This is a genomic window from Methylobacter sp. (assembly GCF_004322395.1).
Classification (GTDB): Bacteria; Pseudomonadota; Gammaproteobacteria; order Methylococcales; family Methylomonadaceae; genus Methylobacter_A.
Genome location: NZ_SCTW01000078.1, coordinates 21,801 through 44,610, shown reverse-complemented (window position 1 = coordinate 44,610; position 22,810 = coordinate 21,801). Strand labels below are relative to the sequence as shown.

At 47.6% G+C, this 22,810-nt stretch carries 20 protein-coding genes; 14 read left to right on the top strand and 6 right to left on the bottom strand.

What is annotated here, in order from left to right; genetic code table 11:
- Positions 1–27 precede the first annotated feature (27 nt).
- Together EPO18_RS11420 and EPO18_RS11415 are read left to right on the top strand one after the other, a co-directional pair.
- Positions 28–228, top strand: a complete 201-nt coding sequence (locus EPO18_RS11420; protein ID WP_292433496.1) for a DUF1289 domain-containing protein — start codon at positions 28–30, stop codon at positions 226–228.
- A gap of 210 nt (positions 229–438) precedes the next feature.
- Positions 439–888: a GDP-mannose mannosyl hydrolase gene (locus tag EPO18_RS11415; protein ID WP_292433495.1), complete on the top strand. Its 450-nt coding sequence runs from the start codon at positions 439–441 to the stop codon at positions 886–888.
- A gap of 178 nt (positions 889–1,066) precedes the next feature.
- On the opposite strand, the gene EPO18_RS11410 is transcribed toward EPO18_RS11415, so the two are convergent.
- Together EPO18_RS11410 and EPO18_RS11405 are read right to left on the bottom strand one after the other, a co-directional pair.
- Entirely contained in the window at positions 1,067–1,621 is a 555-nt protein-coding gene (locus EPO18_RS11410) for a cytochrome b/b6 domain-containing protein (RefSeq protein ID WP_292433494.1), read from the bottom strand.
- Positions 1,622–1,726: 105 nt separating this feature from the next.
- Positions 1,727–2,167: a hypothetical protein gene (locus EPO18_RS11405; protein ID WP_292433493.1), complete on the bottom strand. Its 441-nt coding sequence runs from the start codon at positions 2,165–2,167 to the stop codon at positions 1,727–1,729.
- A 174-nt stretch (positions 2,168–2,341) separates the two neighbouring features.
- Here EPO18_RS11405 and EPO18_RS11400 point away from each other — a divergent pair, with 174 nt between their 5' ends.
- Positions 2,342–3,352 (top strand): helix-turn-helix domain-containing protein, encoded by a 1,011-nt coding sequence (locus tag EPO18_RS11400; RefSeq protein ID WP_292433492.1) that lies wholly within the window; start codon positions 2,342–2,344, stop codon positions 3,350–3,352.
- Between the two features lie 368 nt (positions 3,353–3,720).
- Here the strand turns inward: EPO18_RS11400 and EPO18_RS11395 are convergent, their stop codons facing one another.
- Positions 3,721–6,117, bottom strand: coding sequence for an Rne/Rng family ribonuclease (locus tag EPO18_RS11395; RefSeq protein WP_292433491.1), 2,397 nt, complete (start codon positions 6,115–6,117; stop codon positions 3,721–3,723).
- A gap of 488 nt (positions 6,118–6,605) precedes the next feature.
- Between EPO18_RS11395 and rluC the strand changes: the two genes are divergently transcribed.
- The 6 genes from rluC (at position 6,606) to EPO18_RS11365 (ending at position 11,717) form a co-directional block, all read left to right on the top strand.
- Positions 6,606–7,565: a 23S rRNA pseudouridine(955/2504/2580) synthase RluC gene (rluC, locus tag EPO18_RS11390; RefSeq protein ID WP_292433490.1), complete on the top strand. Its 960-nt coding sequence runs from the start codon at positions 6,606–6,608 to the stop codon at positions 7,563–7,565.
- On the top strand, positions 7,549–8,202 hold the full coding sequence (locus tag EPO18_RS11385; RefSeq protein WP_292433489.1) for an HAD family hydrolase: 654 nt from the start codon (positions 7,549–7,551) through the stop codon (positions 8,200–8,202). Before rluC ends, EPO18_RS11385 begins: the two co-directional genes overlap by 17 nt.
- 6 nt (positions 8,203–8,208) lie before the next feature.
- Positions 8,209–9,174, top strand: a complete 966-nt coding sequence (sppA, locus tag EPO18_RS11380; protein ID WP_292433488.1) for a signal peptide peptidase SppA — start codon at positions 8,209–8,211, stop codon at positions 9,172–9,174.
- A gap of 230 nt (positions 9,175–9,404) precedes the next feature.
- Positions 9,405–9,659 (top strand): PepSY domain-containing protein, encoded by a 255-nt coding sequence (locus EPO18_RS11375; protein WP_292433487.1) that lies wholly within the window; start codon positions 9,405–9,407, stop codon positions 9,657–9,659.
- An 18-nt stretch (positions 9,660–9,677) separates the two neighbouring features.
- Positions 9,678–10,355 (top strand): response regulator transcription factor, encoded by a 678-nt coding sequence (locus tag EPO18_RS11370; protein WP_292433486.1) that lies wholly within the window; start codon positions 9,678–9,680, stop codon positions 10,353–10,355.
- Between the two features lie 18 nt (positions 10,356–10,373).
- Positions 10,374–11,717 (top strand): ATP-binding protein, encoded by a 1,344-nt coding sequence (locus EPO18_RS11365; RefSeq protein ID WP_292433485.1) that lies wholly within the window; start codon positions 10,374–10,376, stop codon positions 11,715–11,717.
- Between the two features lie 19 nt (positions 11,718–11,736).
- Here the strand turns inward: EPO18_RS11365 and EPO18_RS11360 are convergent, their stop codons facing one another.
- Positions 11,737–11,985 (bottom strand): DUF1640 domain-containing protein, encoded by a 249-nt coding sequence (locus tag EPO18_RS11360; protein WP_292433484.1) that lies wholly within the window; start codon positions 11,983–11,985, stop codon positions 11,737–11,739.
- Between the two features lie 321 nt (positions 11,986–12,306).
- Between EPO18_RS11360 and EPO18_RS11355 the strand changes: the two genes are divergently transcribed.
- A complete protein-coding gene (locus EPO18_RS11355; RefSeq protein WP_292433483.1) occupies positions 12,307–12,951 on the top strand; it encodes a hypothetical protein in 645 nt (214 codons plus the stop codon).
- Between the two features lie 91 nt (positions 12,952–13,042).
- Here the strand turns inward: EPO18_RS11355 and EPO18_RS11350 are convergent, their stop codons facing one another.
- Together EPO18_RS11350 and EPO18_RS11345 are read right to left on the bottom strand one after the other, a co-directional pair.
- A complete protein-coding gene (locus EPO18_RS11350; protein ID WP_292433482.1) occupies positions 13,043–16,489 on the bottom strand; it encodes an AAA family ATPase in 3,447 nt (1,148 codons plus the stop codon).
- Between the two features lie 208 nt (positions 16,490–16,697).
- Complete coding sequence (locus tag EPO18_RS11345; RefSeq protein WP_292433481.1) at positions 16,698–17,636, bottom strand: DMT family transporter; 939 nt, start codon at positions 17,634–17,636, stop codon at positions 16,698–16,700.
- A 275-nt stretch (positions 17,637–17,911) separates the two neighbouring features.
- Between EPO18_RS11345 and EPO18_RS11340 the strand changes: the two genes are divergently transcribed.
- The 4 genes from EPO18_RS11340 (at position 17,912) to EPO18_RS11325 (ending at position 22,424) form a co-directional block, all read left to right on the top strand.
- Positions 17,912–19,072 (top strand): ABC transporter permease, encoded by a 1,161-nt coding sequence (locus EPO18_RS11340; protein WP_292433480.1) that lies wholly within the window; start codon positions 17,912–17,914, stop codon positions 19,070–19,072.
- 3 nt (positions 19,073–19,075) lie between these two features.
- Positions 19,076–19,774, top strand: coding sequence for an ABC transporter ATP-binding protein (locus EPO18_RS11335; RefSeq protein ID WP_292433479.1), 699 nt, complete (start codon positions 19,076–19,078; stop codon positions 19,772–19,774).
- 233 nt (positions 19,775–20,007) lie between these two features.
- Positions 20,008–20,967, top strand: a complete 960-nt coding sequence (locus tag EPO18_RS11330) for an efflux RND transporter periplasmic adaptor subunit (protein ID WP_292433478.1) — start codon at positions 20,008–20,010, stop codon at positions 20,965–20,967.
- Positions 20,964–22,424: an efflux transporter outer membrane subunit gene (locus EPO18_RS11325; protein ID WP_292433477.1), complete on the top strand. Its 1,461-nt coding sequence runs from the start codon at positions 20,964–20,966 to the stop codon at positions 22,422–22,424. Before EPO18_RS11330 ends, EPO18_RS11325 begins: the two co-directional genes overlap by 4 nt.
- Positions 22,425–22,810 lie beyond the last annotated feature (386 nt).

Here is a 22,810-nt window from a genome sequence, read left to right as displayed (position 1 = left end):
GCCCCGTCCAGCTTTGGAGATTCTTCATTGGTAAATATTATCTCGCCATGTGTAAGGAACTGCTGCCTAAATGAGGAAAATGTTTGCCTTGGTTGCTTTCGCAGTATTGATGAAATTCTTCAGTGGAGAGATGCAACAGAACAGCAAAAACAGGAAATAATAAATTTGGCAAATGCACGAAAAATTGATCATCGACTTAAATATGAATCATATATTTATAGATTCTGACGATAACAGCAATAAAGATCGGCACAAACGTGGCCTTCTACGCGGGGCGAGGCTTGCAACTCCGCCTCAAACATTTTTACAATGATTGAGCTTAATGGCTATTTTAACCAACGAAAAACCTTTCGAACGGACAACGCCCCCATCTAGCTCTGGAATTGACATCATATACATCAAATTGGCCGTCGGCCTAACAAACCTTGGACTGAGAAAATGCTTGAACATGACGAATTTATTAGAGTGGTGAAGAATACGCCGCTAGTAGCGTTGGACCTTATTATTCGATCCGAAGATAACGAGTTGCTTGTGGGAATGCGGGTAAACGAACCGGCTGCCGGTTCGTGGTTCGTACCGGGCGGACGAATCCTCAAAAACGAATCAATAGAGGATGCGTTTTTGAGGATAACGAAAGCGGAGTTAGGGAAGTCTTACTCAATTGATCATGCCCGGTTATTGGGCGCATTTACTCATAAATACCAGACAAATTTTGCTCATATACCGGGCATCAGTACTCATTACGTTGTTCTTGCTTATGAACTACAGGCCGATGCCGATCAGGAACAATTTCCGGTGGAGCAGCATAGCGAATATCGCTGGGTGGGAAAAAACGGCGATCTGACTATGGTTCATCCGAATACTAAGGCGTATTTCTCCTATGCGTAGCGCTCATCTTTTTATGTACAGCTGCTGCCCCAGAGTTGTCATATCGGCATGGATGCAGGTATCTCCAAAGCCCGGATGAAGCTTGCAAAATCCGGGATAATAAGTGAATGAGGAGTATGGAATCTCTGAATTCCGCAAGCTTCATGCGGACTTAACGTAATGAATTTGCGTACTGGGTTTATTTCTTCTTAAACCCATGTACCATCGCTCTAGCCAGATTCTCGCGGTGGATGTAGCTTTCAACGGCCACGCCTACAACATGCACAATCACCAACACCAGCGTGAAGTTGGCGAAAAACTCATGCACTTCTTCCCACATTTTTTCATTTGCGGAACCTATCGCAGCTAGCGGTCCGGCTGCCTGATCTGCGCCGTACACTGCAAACCCTGTAATAACCGTCGCTAACAAACTGATCAGCAATAACACAATCATCGCCGCTCCCGCCGGGTTATGGCCGATGTAACGCTGGGTTTTTAACGCAATCAGATCTTTAACATAAGCAATCGACTTGGCAGGGCCGCATAAAAAATTCGAGAACCGTGCGTAGTCGTTGCCGACAAATCCCCAGATCAATCTGAACACTAATAAGCCGGTCACCAAATAACCCGCCCAGACATGAATGGTTAATAAGTCGTCTTCAGTCAGGTAAGCGATAAAAAATCCGGCAACCAGCAGCCAGTGAAAAATTCTAAGCGGCAGATCCCATACTTTAATTAACTCTTGAGATTCCATATTTGTACTCCTGTTTCTGTTGTGTTGGCATGATGTTGGAAGAAATAAAAAGTGCAGCTGAGCTTAACATGGCACTAGAACCCGTTCTAGTTATTGGTGAGCTATTTAACCCCATATACGCAAAAAGAACCCCAACAGCAACACAAAAAATCCGCCGATCTCAGCCGCCGCCAGAATATTCAGGATAAAATAATCTTTCGTTCGGTCGGCGGAATCACGGATGCTGTTATTGCTTTTAGTGGTCAAGCCGAGAATGATATAGTGGAATATAGCGATACCGAAAAACAGCAGCGGAAAGATCACGGCGACGGTATTTACTGTATCGGAAAATGCGCTGGTCGCAGCGAAAACGGCAAGCAATTGCGCAGCAAACGCATACATCAGCGCTGCACGGTGAGCGGTGTTCACATAATGCGGCGCTTCAGCGTTTGGGTGCTGTCTGATGCAGATGTATTTCCATACGCCTGTCAGTAAGCCAACCATAAAGAAAATGCCGGAGGCGGCAAGCGCAATGCGAGGCGCCGTGAGATTGAGTAGTTCTTCCATTTTATTGTCCTTATAAAGTATAAATATTGATAGAGCGGTCAGCCGGATTGGTTTTAGTATGAGGTTTTTTACGGTTTCCCGCTGGTGTGAAACAGAACTAAAACTTGACTGAAACGGCTGTTTTGATTTTTATGCGAAACAAAAGGTGGATATTTCTTTTGCAAGGTCTGGACCATGAATATAACAGTGTCGTCCGACAAACTGTCGGTTAGTTCCGGCAGCGTGGGACTCAAGTTTTCGACCAGCGCGATTGCGCCTAGTGAGAGGTACGACTGGTTGCGTGAGGTGATATGCCGTGAGTACGCCAACGTTGAGATAATTTCGCCTGCGCATGCTGACTTGTCTCAAGACCTGATCATTTACCCTTGGAGTGATCTTCAGTTATCGACAATCGAATCCAGCGCGATCTCGTTACAGCGATTGCCCACAGAGCCGCACTTGACCAGCCAGGACGCCTACTTCGCGGTTATGCTTCTTTCCGGCGACTATCGGTTGGAGCAAAATGGACGAGAAGTTTTGCTCCAACCTGGGGATATGACAATCTATGACGCGACCCGTCCACATAATATCCATTGCTCCGGCAAATTCGCCAAGTTGATTCTTTCAATTCCCCGAGCTGTGTTTAGGGACAGAATTGCAGGCATAGACCGTTGCACTGCGTTGTGCATTCCCGGCAATCAAGGAATCGGATCCGTTGCGTCGAATTTCCTTCGTTCGTCGGCCAGTCATGCCGATCAGCTACAAGTCCACGAATTCTCCAGCCTTTCCGACCATGCGCTGGACTTGCTGACATTAGCCGTCGCATCAGTACGTCCGGTTGATTTTAATCTGTCCAGAAGCAGGTCAGTTTCGCTTAACGGTATCAAGACGTTTATAGAGCAAAACCTTCGGGATACCGATCTCGATACCGGTGCAATTGCTCGCTATGCAGGCTTGTCGTCGCGATATATTAACGGCTTGTTTGAAGATGAAGGGACTTCACTGATGCGCTATGTTTGGAAGCGCAGGCTGGAGAATTGCCGGAAAGATCTGCAAAATCCGGTTTATGCAGGGCATCAACTATCCGATATTGCGTTTCGTTGGGGATTTAACGATGCGGCGCATTTTAGCCGGGCATTCAAGCAACAGTTTGGTTGTTCTCCACGTGAATTTCGGCAGCGAAATACAGCGGTGTTTAACAAGTAGCTTGAGACTATATTTATATTCCTCATACCCGAGCTCAGGAGGATAAAGCAAAGAAAAAGCCCTAACCCCGGCTTTCAAACCGAAACGGTGGGTTGGGAAGTTTGCCGCGCCTGGTTCAATCGGTTCCGAAAAATCTTGGTTCGCTATGAAAAATGGCCCGACTATAAACGCCAAAACCAATCCAATAGTATTTACGGATAAGTTCTAAGTTCCGAATGCCCGTAAAAAGCTATTGCAAGCGCCAAGTTTGATTGAGGCCGCGAAAGAACACGAAGTTTTGCTTTGGCTTCTCTTCGTGAACTTCGTGTTCTTTGTGGCGCTGCTATGCTCTAAGTTGATAAGGCAGCTTATCCCTAATCCCCGTTTCGTTATTCCGTTTCTTGTCTTACCACTTCAGCCTGTTTTGGGGCTTCAGACTGCTTACTACCACTGCTAGCCTGACTGAAGGCATTAGTCTGAGGCTCTGGACGCTCGGTTTTTTCCGTTTTTTCTGCAAAGTCATTGTCATAAGGACGAGGACCTGTAGGACGCGATTCACCGTTGTTTACGCTGGATGTTTCATGCGTAGTATTTGAATCGCCATTTGTTTCGGGTCTTTTGTAATTGGGGTTACGCGGTCTTCTACGATTAGGCCCTCTTCTGGCATTGTTTCTTTTGGGTTGTTCCCGCTCTCCGGCAACAGAAGAAGCAACTTCAGGCGCATTTGACATAACCTCGGTAATATCAATTTCAGCAGCTTCGCTTTTAATCTGTTCTGTTTTTGTTACAGGTATATTAGCCGGATCGAGGTTGCGTTTTACATTTCTTCCTTGACCGCGTGGAGGGCGGTTTGGGCGAGGTGACGCCTGATTTTGCTCCGGTTTTTGTTTGTGGGCTTGTCCTTGTTCAGACGCTTGAGCTTGTTCCTGTTTCGGGGTTTGATCACGGCCTTGTCCACGGCCACGGTTACGGCCACGCCCTCTTTCCTGACTTTGCCCCTGACCTGGTCTGTTGTCCTTATTTTTATACGTCCGGCTTTCACCAATGGTCGGCTTGGTTCTTTCAGTTGTCTGTACGACTGATGGTTTTGCTTTCGGCGCTGCCGGGGAACCTACAAGTTTATGCCAGAAACGTTGGATCAAGCTGGCTGACTCGCTTTTGCTTTGCACCGGCGCGGGCGATTCATGCAAGAATTCTTTGACTGCCGCTTTTACAGCAATCGGTTTTACTTGCTGGGCAAATTCGGGAATAGAAATGTCTTCCGCTTTGATCTGTAAGTAGCTGGCTTTGCCATTATCGCCGGACTCTTTTTCCTTAATGCGCTCAATGTCATAAGCGGGCGTTTCCAAATGTTTGCTGGGCAGGATGACAATGCCGACTTTTAGTCTGTTTTCAATTTGCTCAATAGCGCTACGTTTTTCGTTTAATAGAAAAGTCGCGCATTCAATGGGCAAGTGGGCAATGACTTTTTCCGTGCCTTTCTTCATGGCTTCTTCTTCAAGAATACGCAACACGGACAGCGCAACCGATTCTACATTGCGAATCGTACCTTGGCCTTTGCAGCGCGGACATGGCAACTGGGTAGAATCACCCAACGACGGGCGCATTCTTTGCCGGGACATTTCCAGTAGGCCGAAACGCGAAATGCGGCTGGTCTGAATACGGGCGCGATCGATTTTAAGTGCATCGCGGAGATGATTTTCAACGGTTTTTTGATTCTTATTGGACATCATGTCGATGAAGTCGATAACAAATAGGCCTCCCAAATCTCGCAGTCTCAGTTGGCGGGCAATTTCATCGGCCGCTTCCAGGTTGGTATTCAGCGCAGTTTCTTCAATGTCGCTGCCTTTGGTGGCGCGTGCAGAGTTGATGTCGATAGAAGTCAGTGCTTCAGTATGATCGATAACTATCGATCCCCCTGACGGCAGTGAAACTTCACGGCCGTAAGCCACTTCAATTTGGGATTCAATTTGGTAACGGTTAAACAGCGGAACAGCATCTTGGTAAAGTTTTGCCTTGGGCAAAAAGTGCGGCATGACTTGTTTTAAGAAATTTTGCACCAGCTTGAAGGATTCTTCGTTATCGATCAAAATTTCGTCGATATTGCCGCGTAAATGATCGCGCAGAGCCCTGATGATGACATTACTTTCCTGAAAGACCAAAAACGGCGCTGAATGCTCTTCGGCGGAGCGTTCAATGGCTTCCCATAGTTGCAGCAAATAATTTAAGTCCCATTGCAGTTCTTCGGCATTTTTGCCGCATCCGGCCGTTCTAACAATGAGCCCCATGCTTTCAGGTATCTCAAGCGCTTCCATCACCTCACGCAGGTCACTGCGGGTTTCGCCTTCTATGCGCCGCGAAATACCGCCGGCTTTAGGATTGTTGGGCATCAACACCAGATAAGTGCCGGCCAAGCTGATATAGGTGGTTAAAGCAGCGCCTTTATTGCCGCGTTCTTCTTTTTCAATTTGAACAACGATTTCCTGACCTTCTTTAATCAGGTCTTTTATGGCTGGACGACGGCCGTCACTTTCGACGCCATCTTGTGGTTGACGGTAGAGCGGAGAGATTTCTTTGAAAGGTAAAAAGCCGTGTTTTTCAGCGCCATAGTTTACAAAGGCCGCCTCTAAGCTGGGTTCTACGTGGGTTACTATACCTTTGTAAATATTTGACTTTTTTTGTTCTTTCGAAGGTACTTCTATGTCAAAATCATACAGTTTTTGACCGTCTACCAAAGCGACTCGCAGTTCTTCCGGCTGCGTAGCGTTGATAAGCATTCTTTTCATTCAATATTCCTTGTTGTGTCCTGCTCCATGGTCAGATTTTACTGAACAGACTGGTTTTATTCATCGTGTGCGTAGAAAGGGTATTGGTCCGCTTCTACATAACTTAATTATGTTCCGTTTCTGCGTGTTGTCATTGATATCCCTATCTTCACTTTAGTGAAGACCGTGGATTGGTTGCACGGACAGATTCTAAGCAAATAAATATTCTTTATGTCAGTCTTGGTTGTAAATTCCGTCTTAAACAGGAGTTATAAGTCGTTCGTCTAGGGTCGAACGATGAACCCGAAAATCTTACAATGATGAGTCAACGTGGTAATCAAACGCTGTTTTAATCATCATCGATGAGCGCTCCAAGGCAGTTTTATTAGTGAAAAACCGCAGAGCAAAAGTATGTTTTTTATATAAAAAACTAGCTTAATATAGCAATCTTATTGTCATACATCAATTTAAAGAATCAATCATAACCAGATGCTGGTATTATTTGCATCATGAATAGTGAAGAAAAAACCGTAACACCCCAAGTCCAACTGGTCGAGATTACAGAAGAACATAGCGATCAACGATTGGATAACTTTTTAATTGCCCGCTTGAAAGGCGTACCTAAAAGCCGGATTTACCGGATTGTTCGTAAAGGTGAAGTAAGGGTTAATAAAGGACGCGTCGACGTTAAATACCGGCTAATTACAGGCGATATAGTCAGAATTCCTCCGGTCCGGGTGGCCGAACGCAGCGAAGAATCGTATGTTCCACAGGGATTGCAAGCCGCTTTGCAACAAGGCATTTTGTTTGAAGATGAAGGTTTCCTGATTGTTAACAAACCGGCCGGTTACGCTGTACATGGCGGTAGCGGCGTTAGTTCCGGCATTATCGAAGGACTGCGTCTGTTAAGACCGGATGCACATTTTTTAGAACTCGTGCATCGACTCGATAAAGATACTTCCGGCTGCCTGATCATTGCCAAAAAGCGTAGCGCGCTGAAACTGTTGCATGAACTGTTTCGCGACAATCACATCCATAAAACTTATTTGGCCCTGTTGGCAGGGCAATGGGCCAGGAAAAAACTGGTTGTCACAGCCCCTTTGCTGAAAAACATCAGCAAAGGCGGCGAGCGCGTGGTTGTGATCAGCCAAGCCGGCAAGGAGGCCGAGACGCTGTTTCGGCGCTTGAAAATATTTGGCGATTCGACGCTGGTTGAAGCGTCGCCAAAAACCGGCCGTACCCATCAAATACGCGTTCACGCCGCGAGTCTCGGGCATCCTATCGTCGGTGACGAGCGTTATGGACGCGATGAAATTAACCGCGGATTTAAAGACCGAGGCTATAAGCGCATGTTCCTGCACGCGGAAAAATTAAAATTTCAGCATCCGGTTACCGGCGCACCGCTAACCATTTTGGCGCCTCTGCCACAGCAATTGGAAGATTTGTTAAAACATGAAGAACAGGTTTGATTTAATCATATTCGATTGGGACGGCACCCTGATCGATTCGATAGACTGGATTGTATACTGCCTGCAAACGGCCGGAAAGCAGTGCGGCTACGAGATTCCCGAACCACAGGCGGCAAAAGACGTGATCGGCCTGAGCATTACCAACGCCTGTGCCACGCTATTTCCGGGCGCCGGTGATGCAACGCTGCCAAAATTGACAGCCTGTTACCAGCAAACTTATTTATCCAGGCAGTTAAGCCGGGACGATTTGTTTCCCGGCGTTTACGAAATGTTGGTGGAATTGAAACAGACGGGTTATCAACTGGCCGTCGCTACCGGTAAAACCCGGACAGGATTGCAGCAAGCACTAGAGGCGACGGATACCGAAGACTTATTTTGCATTACCCGTTGCTCCGACGAGACCGCCTCTAAACCGGATCCATTAATGCTGCATCAGATTATGCAGCATGCCAATGCAGCAAATGAACGAAGTTTAATGGTGGGCGATTCCACCCATGACTTGCAAATGGCGATGAATGCCCAAATATCATCTATAGCGGTGTCATGCGGAGCGCATCCGAAAGACATATTGCAACAATACAGCCCGTTGATGTGCTTACAGCAACCGGCGGAATTACTGAATATCATTAGAGGTTAACAAAGCATGGACAATCAGAGCAAACCAGAAGTTATACACGAATCCGGTTGGGAGCGAGAGGTCATTGAAAAGTTGGCGCTAGCTGCTGTCACCGAGCAAACCAGGGCAAGACGTTGGGGCATTTTCTTTAAAAGCTTAATGTTTATGTATTTGATCGCCTTGTTCATCGCTGTTATGTATCCCAAAATCAGCCGGGATTTTGGCGCAGACAATAAAGATCATACCGCCGTTATCGATGTGGTCGGCATGATTGCCGAAGGCAAAGAGGCTAATGCCGACAGCATTATCGAAAGCTTGCAAAATGCAGTCAAAGACGAGCACACCAAAGGTATTATTCTAAATGCCAACTCTCCGGGCGGCAGTCCTGTGCAATCTTCTTACGTCTATGAAGAAATCAGGAAAATCAAAAAAGAACATCCCAACTTGCCGATTTATGCAGTGGTCAGCGATATTTGCGCATCAGGCTGTTATTTTATCGTCTCGGCCAGCGACAAGATTTTTGTGAATCCCTCCAGCCTGGTCGGCTCTATAGGCGTATTGATGGATGGCTTCGGTTTTGTCGACGTCATGCAAAAGCTGGGCGTAGAACGCCGGCTGTTCACAGCAGGCGCGCATAAAGCTATGCTCGATCCTTTCTTGCCGCCTAAAGAAGACGAGTCCCGCTATGTGCAAACCCTGTTAAACCAAGTACACCAGCAATTTATCAGCGCGGTTAAAGCCGGCCGCGGCGACCGGCTTAAAGAAGATCCCGACATGTTTTCAGGCCTGGTTTGGACCGGTGAACAAGGCGTAAAGCTGGGTATAGTCGATGCCGTGGGCAATCAGGCTTATGTTGCCAAGGAATTGATCGGCGCGGAAACATTAGTTGATTTTAGCCAACAAGAACATTTGCTGGATAAAATTGCGGGCAAATTGGGCGCATCGTTCGGACAAGCAATCGGCAGTCTGGCACAGGGCGTGTCGTTACATTAAATGTTCAGTATCGATTCAGTGTGATGGGTTAAAATGCTCTTTGCTCAGTAATAGGACGCAGATGAAGCTGATACTTATGATTGAATAAGATTTTTTGGATTATCCTGGAAAAATCAGTTGATTGCCATTTCTAGGTTATCCGCGTTTATCATAATCATCTGTGTCATCCGCGTTCTATTTTTGTAGTTACGTTGAACAGACATATTATGCCCAGATAGCTTGGATTGCCCATGAGAAATTTGCTTAAAGCCGTTATAGCCGCCTTGTTGTTTTCCAATAGCTGTTTTGCAGAAACCAAGCTATTGGCAAATGTCAGTTTGGACGAGGCTACCAAGCAAATTATCGAAGGCACCTACAACAAGGTGCTGGGCGCGCAAATAGAAATAATTGATGGCAAGGAAGTCTATATCATCAAAGTGCTGACGCCCGATGGCCGCATCCAATATTACAAAATCGATGCCGAAACCGGCCAATTAGTGAGTTAACCTCAACAGACGAAAAACATGCGTATCCTAGTTGTTGAAGATGAAGTAAAACTCTGCGAACAAATCCAGCAGTTCTTTGCCGATAAAGGTTTTGCCGTTGATACTGCAAATACCGGCCGCGACGGTTATTACATGGGCAAGGAATATCCGATTGATGCGGCCGTGGTCGACATCGGCCTGCCCGATTTTTCCGGCATCGAACTGATCAAGCGCTTGCGTAAAGACAAAATCGCAGTCCCTATCCTAATTTTAACCGCGCGTAGCCGTTGGCAGGAAAAAGTAGAGGGATTGGAAGCGGGAGCCGATGATTACCTGGTTAAACCTTTTCATTATGAAGAGTTACTGGCCAGGATTAACGCCTTGATAAGGCGGTCGGCCGGAGTCGCCCATCCGGTATTAACCCATGACAATATCGAACTGGACACCGTGGCCCAGGAAGTGACCGTGTCCGGCGTCAGGCAGGAATTAACCGCTTACGAATACAAGGTGCTGGAATACCTGATGTTTCGCAAAGGCGAAGTGGTTTCAAAATCCGTTTTGACTGCGCATATTTACGATGAAGACTTTGAGCGCGACAGCAATGTTCTCGAAGTTTTTATCGGTCGATTGAGAAAAAAGCTCGATCCGGACGGCACGCGCAAACCCATTGAAACCTTGCGTGGCCGGGGTTATACGATTCATGCCGAGCGCGATTGATTCGATCCTCAAATCCGAATGCAAGTTAGATCGTTAAGCTTTCGACTGCTGCTTTCGGCCGGCCTTGTGCTTGCTGCATTCTTCGCCTTGGCTTCTGTGGTGCTTGAACGAGGCTTTCTTGAGAGCGCCGAACAGGCATTACAGGAAAAATTGCAGGTTCATGTGTACTCGCTGTTGTCTGCCGCCGAACTTAAAAACTCCGGAGACTTAAGCATGCCGCCTAATTTACCGGAGCCGCGGTTTGCAACCCCTGGTTCCGGTCTTTATGGCTTTATACATTTGGCAAAAAAAAATCTGGTCTGGCGCTCGCCATCTGCCATCGGTCTCAATATAAAGCCTCCACCAGAATTAAGCGCAGGCCACTTTGAATTTTTATTAACCGAACAGGGTCGTTACGCGCTGCATTACGCGGTTATCTGGAAAAACGTCGTCGGCATAGAGCGCGAATACATCTTTACCGTGACCGAAGATGCGCAGTTTGTCAGCAGTCAGATGGAGCGTTTTAGAGAAACCTTAAGAACATGGCTGCTGGCGTTAGGCCTGGTTTTGATATTTATCCAGCTGACCTTGTTGCGCTGGGGCTTGAAGCCTTTACGGATTGTCGTAAAAGATCTTGAAGCTATCGAAAAGGGGCGCAAAACCCATTTGGACGGAGATTATGCAACCGAACTGGAAGGGCTTGCCGGAAACCTTAACGCTTTCATCAACAGTGAGCGGGCGCATCTGGAACGCTATCGCAATGCCCTGGCCGATTTGGCGCACAGCCTGAAAACGCCGCTATCGATACTGCGCGGCTGCGCCGAATCTTTCAATGTTAACAAGGAGACGGTAAAAGAACAGATTTTCCGTATGAATGAAATCGTCGAGTATCAATTACAGCGGGCGGCGGCAAAAGGCGAGCATAAAACCGCTGGGACCGTGGATTTATCAACAATAATAAAAAAAATAAACGCATCTCTGGGTAAAGTTTATGTCGATAAAAATATAACTTTCGATATGACTGTGCCGGAACAAAGCCCGATTTATTACGAAGAAGGCGATCTTTATGAAATTGCCGGAAACCTGATGGATAACGCCTGCAAGTGGTGTAAGCGTACAGTAAAAGCCAGCGTTTCCGTTAATCAACGCAAAGGCAGGCGGAATTTTTCAGTGTTACTGGAAATTGAAGACGACGGGCCAGGAATCCCTCCGGAAAAGCTGGCCGAGATTTTAAAAAGGGGCGTCAGGGCCGATGAGAATATCCACGGGCACGGAATCGGTATGGCTGTTGTCCATGAATTAGTTCGACTGCTTGGCGGACAACTGGAAGGCAAGAAGAGCGAGACGCTCGGAGGAATGAAATGGAGTGTTTATTTGCCTTAAAGGCTTAGTATTCTCAAACCTATAAAATTTTCAAGCCCCCTATTGCGACAACCATTAACCCGCCTAATTTGATAATCATACGTTGTTCAAGTTGAAGCAATCGTTCTTCCATGTGTTTTAAGTCTTCACGAGTAGCCACTTCGATCAAATTCAGCTTAAAAACTTCGGCTAACGCTTCTGCTTCAGCCTCTGCTATACGTGACTCGGCTCCAGCCGCTTTTAGCCTATTTGCATATTTCAAGATATCAAACGTAATTGCCGCCATCATTCGAGTCTCTTTTTGTCAAATCCAGCGAAAGTTATAACACAACAAAATACAACGCCTCTCAGTAACAGGACTTTTTAATAGCCATTTAAAAAATGGACCATTATCGATTCGGCATATTACTGCGCCAATATGTTGGATTGCAAAAAGAAGCCACCCAAGCTACACGGCTAAGTTTGCACCGGATCTGCCGTGGATGACAACATGATTTTTATTTAATTTATCAACGAATTGGAAAATAAAAGCTAGTCAGTGTTGAAAAAAGGGGTTAAATTCCGATTGCTGTAAAATTTTCAAAAAACAATAATTTTAAGGAAATTAATAATGAACAATAATAAAGTATTATTTTCGGCCGGAGTAACAACCTTAGCGTGCACTGTTCTTTTGGTGGGCTGTAACTCCGCTAATGTAGGGCAGGGACTTCTTAATCAATCGCTTAGCCCCGCTTCATCCTCAGTTCAGCCGCAGGCTGCGGCGGGTGGTGCGACGGGATCCACTGAAGCGGTAACTTACAAAAATAAAGACCGCAACTTCTCTTTTGTTATACCGGCCGGTTGGTCGAAGCAAAGCGGGGATGTTAATTCCGATACGGTTGTGTTCATGCAGGAGCCGCTGGCTAAAACATGTAGTTTTCAGTTTAATATGACGCGCATGCAAATGGATTTTCCTGCGGAAGCTTCGGTTAAGGCTTCTTTAGACAGCGCCAAGAAAGATATCAAAATTGATAAAAACCTTTCCGCCAAGCGCAGGGATGAATCAGGCATGGAAAAAGGCAAAAAAGTGCGGTTTACAAGAGGTTGGGAGTTGACTGAAAAAGGTCAGGCCGGAGGCCATCAACGCATTATTTATCAATCCTATGATCGGCAGAACTATTACATCAATATGATGGCTGCTGCGGAAACCGAACACTTTGAAGAATGCCGTCCGGCTTTGCAGCAAATTATTGCTTCGATTAAATTCGGCGACTAATGCGTTATGGCAGCACTTGGAGACAAGCTACGCTAAAAGTGTTGCATATATAACTATCAAGAGCAGGGCGGGGTTAGAGTACTCCGTCCTGCTATGAAGCTTGTTTCAACATACCCATGCCGTTAGGTTTTTTAACCACTTGCAGTTGGGCTTTAAAACGTTTTTGAACGCCTTCGATATGGGAAATAACGCCGACGGTTTTGCCGTGAGTATGCAAGCTTTCCAGGGTACTGATGACCGAATAAAGCGTTTCCGCATCCAAATTACCGAAGCCTTCATCGAGAAACAACGAATCCACGGCCTTGCCGTTATTGGCTAATTCCGAAAGCCCCAGCGCCAACGACAGGCTCACGACAAAACTCTCGCCGCCGGACAAGGTTTTGGGCAGCCGGTGCACATTTCCTTGGTAAGTGTCTTCAACTTCCAGCGCTAGCCCCTGCTCACTGGGCATCTGCCGTAAGTAATAGCGGCCGCTGACTTTTTCCAGCACCGCATTGGTTTGGGACAATAGCCGCTCGGCGACCCGTTTTTGTACCCGACGGCGAAAAGCCATGCCGCTTTCCTCGGCTATTTGAGCGGCCTCGGCGTTGCACAGCCGGGTAACTTCTTCTTGATCCTGCAACTGAGCCAAAATCGCATCGGCTTTTTGCTGGAATTGTTTTTGCTCATCCAACAGCAGTTCCAGGCGCTGTACTTCAAGATAGGCTATATCCAGTTTTTCGGTAACGCTCCGCAGTTGGGCGTCCAATTCTTCCGGGCTTAACTCATCTGCAACCGGCGCAGTTTCAGCTTCCAACTCCAATCGGCTTTGTTCCAACTCAATAGTTCTGGCGTCTATTTCCTGCTCCAGCTCCGCGACATGCCGCTCCAGTTCAGGCTGGTGTTGCAACAGTTCCAGCATTTCAGTCAGCTCATGCAGGCTGGTAAACGAAGTGCCCTGGATTTTGTCTTGTAGTACCCGCTTCAACATACCCAGCTCAGCTTCTTGGCTGGCAATAAGCTGTTCCTTGTTGGCAATCAGCTTTTGCTTTTCAATCAAGGCCAAATGCAGGCCGATGATTTCCTCGCTTTGCAACTCAAGGTTATATCGCTCCAGTTTCTCATTGCATGCGGCAATTTCAACTTGGCACTGCTCCGCTTTTGCTTTCAACCCTTCCAGCTCTTCGCTTAAGTTTTTTCGACGGATAAGATAGCTTTGATAGTCTTGTCGACGCGCATTCAACCGGTCGAACAATGCATCTTCCTTGCCTTTGGAAGGCATTTTTTCGCCCAGCGAAGCTAATTGACCAAGCACCTTGTCGGCCAGTTGTTGTTCTTCCTGTTGCCGTGCCGCCAATACGGCTTCGTAATCGATCTCTTCCTTGGGACGCTGTAGCCGTTCGGCATCCAGCTCTCGAGTGGTTAACTTCAGGCGTTCAACCGTGGCTTTGCCTCTGGCGATTAAAGCCTCTAATTGCTCAATGCCGGCCTGCTTGCCGCGATAAGCGGCAACCACACTGGTTATGGTTTTTAATTCCTTAATTTCAGCGCTTAACAAGCTTCTCATCAAGCGTACTTTATTGATATTTAAGTTTTCACTAGCTATATAAAGCCGGTTACTTAAAGTTTGCCATTGGGACCTGATCCTTAGCAGCTCTGTGTGGTTAGCCTGATTCTTTTCCGCCAGTTTTCGCGCCGTTTTAATTTGCTGCGCCAGTTTGCCGCCGGTCACTTTTAACGTCCTTATTTTTGTTTTCTGATCAGCCAAGGCCTGTTGGGAATTGGCCTCTTTCGGTGGATGTTCGGCATAAGGATGTTTTAAAGAACCGCATAAAAAGCAAGGCTCGCCATCGACCAGATGCGACCGGTCTGCCGCCATTTTTTTTAACAGCGTTTCACGGAAAACAGCCGTTTCCAGCGTGAGCCTAATATTTTCTTCCCGGATTATTTCCTGTTTTAACGCTTCAAGTTCAGACTCTAGTTGCTCAATATCATGATCCGGTTGCTCTTTACGGCCAAAGATGCCGAAAAAGCTAAAGCGACTCTTACTTAGCTTTTGATTCGCCACGGTCAGGTTATAAAGTTCCCGAAAATCTTTAACCCGTTCTTGCTGTTCTTGCCGAAATTCCTCAAGTTCAGCCAGATTTTTGCCTTGCGCCAACTCATCCAGCGCCTTTTTCGATAGTGGCAGTTGGCGGTTTAATTCGGTAATTCTTTTATTTTCCTGCGCAATGGCGGATTGGTTATTTTTCAGCGATGAGGCGGAATTTTTCGACCATCGGGCGAATGCTTTTTGCTTTTCTTTTAACTCAAGCAAATCGGCCCGGAGATTTTTTAATTTGACTGTTTCAGGAAAGCTGGCCAATAAAGATTCATCCACCGCATGATCTTCCAGCCATTTTGACACCGAGGCAAGAACGGATGTTTTCTCATCAATCTGCGTGCCCAAAGATTGCCATAAGTCGGATTCCGACAGCCGCTGCGAAGTAAGCAGACCTATTTGAGTTCTAAGATCGGTTATCGCTCGCCCTTGTTCCGTAACCGATTTTTGCGGTAAGCCGTCCGGAGTAGCGGCTTTGTTTGCGCCGATTCGGTCTTGTATCTGCCTGAGTTCGCCCTTAAAGTCCGCCAGTATGGCTTTACCCTGATGAATCTCGTGATTTTTATCCTTAATCACCTGTACATCGTCTTTAAACAGCAGGGCGTCCTGAGCCATAGCCAGCCGATGCAGCTTTTGCTGTTCGCTTGCTGCCAGTGCTTTAGCTTGTTGCAGGTTTTTTTCCTGGTCGGCAATCCGGTTTTGCAAAACCAATACATTTTGCAATGAGGCTTGTTGTTGCTTTAGATGGCTTTGCCGCTCCCACAACTCGGCGGCTTGATCGTTAAAATCGATCAAATCATGTTCCCAGGCTTCCAGTTGCTCCGGCCCCATGGCCGGTATCACCGACAAATCCTGTTTTAAATAATCCAAACGTTGCTGCGCATCGGCGGCTTTTTGAAGGACTTCATTTTTATAGTCCGTATAAATATCGGCGCTGATGATTTTTTCCAGGATATCCATGCGCTCATTGTCCAGCGCGTTCAGGAATGCGGCAAAATCGCCCTGCGCCAGCATTATTGAGCGGGTGAAATTACGGAAATTCATCCCGGTAATTTCGGTAATACGCGAGCAGACCTGTTGAGCTGTGGTTGCCAGCACTTCGTTATCGCTTAAACGGATCAACTTCATTTCAGGCGGCGTTAACTCGCCCTCGGGATTTGCATCTACCCGTTGCGCATGCCAGCTGGATCGGTATTTCACCTGATCCAGAACAAATTCAATTTCCGAAAAACACTCGGCCGTGTGCTGGGTCATCACATGTTTGGCAGGGCGATCGAACCGGAAAGTCTCGCCATACAAGCCCAGTGTAATCGCATCTAAAATACTGGACTTTCCCGATCCGTTAGGACCGGTAATGGCAAAAACCCCGGTATCCGAAAAAGGAGCCAGCTCAAAATCGATCCGGCTCTCTCCTTCCAATGAATTGATGTTTTTAAAATGAATATTTAGTATTTTCATAACTATTTGATTCTATCATATAGCCTCATCGAGGGCACCTGTAGTAGAGCCCATAAATAATAGCCTTACATGATACAGGATGAAGTTATTTTATAGCCGGGGTTTTCTATAAACATTTTCTGCAATATGCCAGCTATTCCCAGGGCTCACATTGGTTTGTTAAAAAAAGGCATATATAACTTCACTGTTTTTGCTTTTTTTGAATCAGTTACTTAGCCCGGCTGATCACATAAACGCCGATCAACACCAGAACAGTCCCGCCAAGTTGTGCCAATGTCAACGTCTCGCCTAACAATAAAAAAGCCAGTACCAACGTACCTATCGGCCCTATAGAACTAATAATAGATGCCGAACCGGCGCCGATGCGCCTGATCCCTGCATTCATAAAAAATGCCGGGAGCACGGTCGAAAAAACCGCCATGATCAGCGCCACCAAATAAACCTTGTCCGGCAAATTCAAGAATTCAACGCCATGCTGAATCACGAAATGCAGACAGGTTGCCAGACAGGCTACCGTCATCGAATAGGCGGTAAATCGCGTCGAACCTATCCGCTTGACCATCATGCCGCTGCCCATTAAGAAGAAAGCAAACGCGATCGCGCTAGCCAAAACCAATGCCGAACCTAACAACAGGCCCGACGATGCCATTGCGGCTGCGTTGTCGACAAACACCAACACCATCCCGGCATAACTTAAAACTAACGCAAGCGCCTGATGACGATTGATGGCTTTGCGTTGCCCTGCCGCCGTAAACAAAACGACAAAAGTCGGGTAGAGGAAGATTATCAAGCGCTCAAGGCCTGCCGAAATATATTGCAGCCCTGTAAAGTCAAGGAAGCTGGCTATGTAATAACCCAACAGGCCTAAGCCGAAAATCATCAGCCAGTCTTGCCTGTTTAAGCGCTGCGCATCGTTTGCTTTTGCCGAACCGTTAGCCGACCATAACGCAACTGCCAGGAAAAACGGCAACGAAATCGCCATGCGCAGCACCATCAAGGTGATCGCATCCAGTTGATGACTGTAACTGTAAGCCAATTTGACCAGTACCGCTTTGGCTGAAAAGCCAAATGCGCCGAGTAACACAAACAGGTAACCGAAAATAGCCTGACGATTGTTTTGCGGTATAACGGATTCGGGTTGATGCACAAGCTTCTTCTTAAGATGGAAAAACTGCGAATCTTGCCGGAAAGACTACCAAAGCAACGGGGACAAGACCCGCAGTTGCTTTGCTAAAATGGAATTAATGAACCAAAAAAACAGCACTGCGGTGAAAGCAAATAATCTTTCGCAGCCATCGTGCGCTGATTTTCAGGGATAAGTTCATGTGGTTCATGGCTTGTATTCTATGAATACGGCTATACGTTGTCAATTTGCATTGCGTGATAGAATTTTCTAAATCCAGCCACGAAGAGCTCAACATCATGAACCACATCGCCATAAAAATGCTGATGGGAGATAGAGGCAAATACCTCGGTATTGTCATGGGGCTGACGTTTGCCTCGTTGATCATGACTCAGCAACCGGCTATTTTTTTGGGGCTGATGGCGCGTTCTTACAGTTTTATATCGGATGTGGGCTTACCGGACATATGGGTAATGGACTCGAAAGTGCAGTTCGTCGATGACATTAAGCCTTTGCAGGACACCGAGCTTTACCGGGTGCGCGGCATTTCCGGTGTGGAGTGGGCCATGCCGATGTACAAGGGGCTCTTAAAAGCCCGGCTGATGGACGGCACGTTCCAGACCTGCAATGTCATCGGCTTAGACGACGCCACCTTAATCGGCGGCCCGCCGGTCATGCTCGAAGGAACGGTTGAAGATTTGCGTCGAAGCGACAGTGTTATCGTCGATATAGACGGCGCCAGGGACAAACTGGGCAAGCCTTCGCCGGCGCCCGGCGGCAAACCTATCCCGCTTAAAGTCGGTGACAGTCTGGAGTTAAACGATCACCGCGCCATCGTTGTGGGCATCGCCAAAGTTACCCGCACTTTTCAGTCCCAGCCCGTGGTCTATACCACTTATTCCCGTGCCAAAAGCTACGCACCGAGGGAGCGGAAGCTGTTGTCTTTTGTTTTGGTTAAAGCCAAGCAAGGGCAGGACCTCGCCGAATTGACCCGCCGTATCCGCGCAACTACCGGTTTAGCTGCTTATACGCGGGAAGAGTTTATGTCCCTCACGTACGAATATTTCATGCACAACACCGGCATTCCGATTAATTTCGGCATTTCGGTGTTGTTGGGATTTATAGTCGGCGCAGCCATTGCAGGGCAGACTTTCTACAACAGCACGCTGGAGAATCTGCGTCAATTCGGCGTGTTGAAAGCGATGGGCACCAGCAACTGGATATTGCTGCGGATGATTTTGCTACAGGCGGTATTAGTGGGTACCATCGGTTACGGTTTAGGCGTGGGCTTGACTGCATTGTTCGGCTATTCGATGCGCCATTCGATATTGGCATTCAAGTTTCCCTGGCAGCTATTATTATTCAGCGGCGGCGGAGTCGGCCTGATTTGTATTTTTGCTGCGCTGATCAGCATCATTAAAGTGATCCGCCTGGAACCTGCTATCGTGTTTAAAGGCTAAAACATGGATCCGTCATCATTGGCAGTGCGCTGTCAGAATGTGGTCAAGATTTACGCTACCGGCGAGCAAAAAGTAACCGCACTCAACGGAGTTAACCTGGATATTGCAAGGGGTGAGCTGATGATGCTGGTAGGTCCCTCCGGCTGCGGCAAAACCACCCTGATTTCAGTCATTGCCGGCATCCTCGATCAGGACAGCGGCTATTGCGAAGTGTTCGGCGAAGATTTACTGAACATGAGCAGCCGGAGCAAACTGGATTTCAGAGCGCGTAACATCGGTTTTGTTTTTCAGGCCTTTAACCTGTTGCCTTCGCTTAGTGCGGCAGAAAATGTGTCGGTACCGCTTCTAATCAATGGTGTGAAACGCGCCGAGGCCGAGCGCAAAGCCGCCGCTGTGCTGGAGCAAGTAGGCTTGGGCGGCCGGGTGAACGCTTTATCTTCGGAACTTTCCGGCGGACAACAGCAACGTGTGGCCATTGCCCGGGCGTTGGTTCATAACCCGAAACTGATTGTTTGCGACGAACCCACCAGTTCGCTGGATCATGAAACAGGACGTAACGTGATGGCCTTGCTCAAGGACGTAGCTTTGCACAAAGACCGGACGCTGGTCATCGTTACCCATGACGCGAGGATTTTTGAGTTCGCCGACCGCATTGCCGAAATGGATGACGGGCATATTATTGAGGTGAAAGATGAAAGATGAAAGGTGCAAAAATAGGGATTACATCACTACTACGAGCATTGCCGTTAAGTTGAACCATGTCAGATTATCTGGAGTGCAGGCTTCGCCTGCAAACGCAAGCAAAGCTTGCACTCCAGCTGATTACTTTCTAAATAAAATGCAGCTTACGTTATTTTCAATATTTGACGATAACGTAATCGAATCGGTCTTTATAAAAACCATGTCTTGATTTAAAACTATCTACAGAAGGTGGTATGCAAATTAAATACACATTACCGATACTAGCGGCTGTCGGCTTCCTTTTTGCGGCCTATACGGTCATCAGCAGCAATAAACCGGTACCGGTTGCTCCCGCTGTTGCGCCGCCCGCCTCCGCGCCGTTTAAATCGTTTATTGCCGGAGCGGGTATTGTCGAGGCAAAAAGCCAGAACATTGCCATCGGTACACCGTTGTCCGGCATCGTGAAGACCGTAGCCGTCAAAGTCGGCGATAAAGTCAAGGCCGGTACGCCGCTGTTTTACCTGGACGACCGCGATACCCGTGCCGAACTGGCCGTTAAACTTGCCGATCTTGCAAAAGCCCGGGCAGGCGTTAACGAAGCCAAAGCATCGGTCAAAGATGCCAAATCGCTGAGTGATTTGGCCGAAGCAGTAACCGACCGCCGCGCCATCAGTTCCGAGGAGCTTCTTAAACGCCGTAATGCCCTGCTTATCAATACAGCCAAACTGGACAGCGCTGAAGCTCTGGTGCAACAAGCCGAAGCTGCGCTGGTAACTACGCAAACCACACTGGACAGACTCACCGTTCAGGCTTCGGTAAATGGCGAAGTATTGCAAGTCAATATCCGTCCGGGCGAGTTCGCCCAGGCCGGAGCACTGAACACGCCGCTGCTGGTGCTGGGTAATATGGATCAGCTGCATGTACGGGTAGACATCGACGAGAATGATGCCTGGCGGTTCGACAAAAACAGCAAGGCCGTTGCTTATCTGCGCGGCAATCGAAACTTCAAAACCGATCTGGTTCCTGCTTATGTGGAACCCTATGTGGTGCCCAAAAAATCGTTGACCGGCGACAGCACCGAACAGGTTGATACCCGCGTATTGCAAGCGCTGTACAGTTTTGACCGGAATCAGCTGCCCGTCTATGTGGGCCAGCAAATGGACGTTTTCATTGAAGCCAAGGATTATGCAAGTGAAGGCGGTTCGCCGTTATGATCAGACGCCCGCTTGCGCTTTTTGCCGCATTGCTGTTATCCGGCTGCCCTGCTGTCGGCCCCGACTATGAACCGCCCCAAATACCTGTTCCCCGTCAATGGACCGAAACAACTGCGGCTACAGGGCCCCATGCAGAACAACTGGACCAATGGTGGAAGGCCTTTAATGATCCGGTGCTCGACAAGCTGATCAGCGACGCGATCGCCTCCAACCTGGATTTAAAGCTCACATTGGAACGGGTTAAAGATGCCCGCGCCCTGCGCTCCGCAACCATTGCCGCAGGTTTGCCCAGCCTGGATGCCAGAAGCAACGTCAGCAGGCGTTTTAACAATACATCCTCGCCGGCCTCGCAAACCGGCGGCACATCTGCTGTAGGCGGCGGTTTTGGTATCGGCAATCAGTTCATCAACATTTTCCAAATGGGCTTTGATGCACAATGGGAGCTGGATTTTTTTGGAGGCGTCAGGCGTGCGGTAGAAGTCGCCGATGCGACAATTGATGTCGAAGTGGAAAACAGCCGGGATGTGCTGGTGACTCTACTAGGGGACGTCGCCCGCAACTACATTGAGCTGCGCACCAATCAACGCTTGATCGCAATAACCCGTGAAAATTTGCAGGCACAACAGGAAACCCAGGAGCTGACGCAAATCCGGCAACAAACAGGACTTACAAGCATGCTGGAAGTAGCCCAGGCAGAGGCCCAGACTGCTACGACAGAAGCGCAATTGCCGAACTATGAAACATTAGTTAAGCAATCGATACATGCACTGAGCGTATTGCTCGGTAAAGAGCCCGGTGCGCTAGCTGGTCTTCTTGAACAACAAGGTATTATCCCAATCATTGCCGATAAGGCGATAACCAACCTCCCGTCCGAGTTGTTGCAGCGCAGACCGGATATACGCCGCGCCGAACGGCAACTGGCCGTCGCCAACGCATCCGTCGGCGTTGCGACCGCCGAGCTTTACCCGAAAATCAATCTGGCCGCATTCATCGGCTTACAAAACACGACTATCACCGACTTTACTCCAATCGGAAAATCATGGTCGGCAGCATCGTCATTAACCATGCCGATTTTCAACTGGGGAAAACTGAATGCCAATATCGAAAGCAAAAAAGCGCAATTTGAGCAAACCTTTCTGACTTATCAGTCCACGGTTTTATCGGCTTTTAAGGAAGTGGAAGATGCACTGATTGCTTATAGCAAAGAACAGGAACGGCACAAAGCCCTGACAAAAGCCGTTACAGCAAACCGGCTGGCAATTCAATTAGCCAACGAGCGCTATCAGAAGGGCCTGACTTCGTTTCTCGATGTGCTGATAAGCCAAGCGGCGCTTTATCAAGCCCAGAGCAATCTGGTTAGCAGTGAAGGCGCACTCTCTAATAATTTAGTCGTTTTATATAAAGCGCTAGGCGGCGGCTGGAAAACCGAAGCTATCGTAGTTGAGGTTAAAAAATAACTTAGGAATACACATAAATTAATTTAAGCAATTACCATGAAGAGCATGAAGGGCATGAAGAGTTAAATCCTTCATGCCCTTCATGCTCTTCATAGTTAAAAAAATAAAACTAGCTCAAGTTATTTCATGCGCATTCCTTAACGACCACTCTCCATTATTAGTATTAAAAGCCCTCATCCTTCTACAGATCCTTGATTTAACTTGCCGACAAGCTTGAGTAGCGGGTAATCACGCTAGTGTTAAGGGCATCCCGGTAGTTTTGCTGGTAAGCAGCCGGGTGCATTACAGAATTATCGCTTGAACATTCAATGCGCTTCTTTCAAAGAAACGATGCATTAATTTTGTAACACTAACTTAACTAACTTGTAACGATACCTACTCTGCTT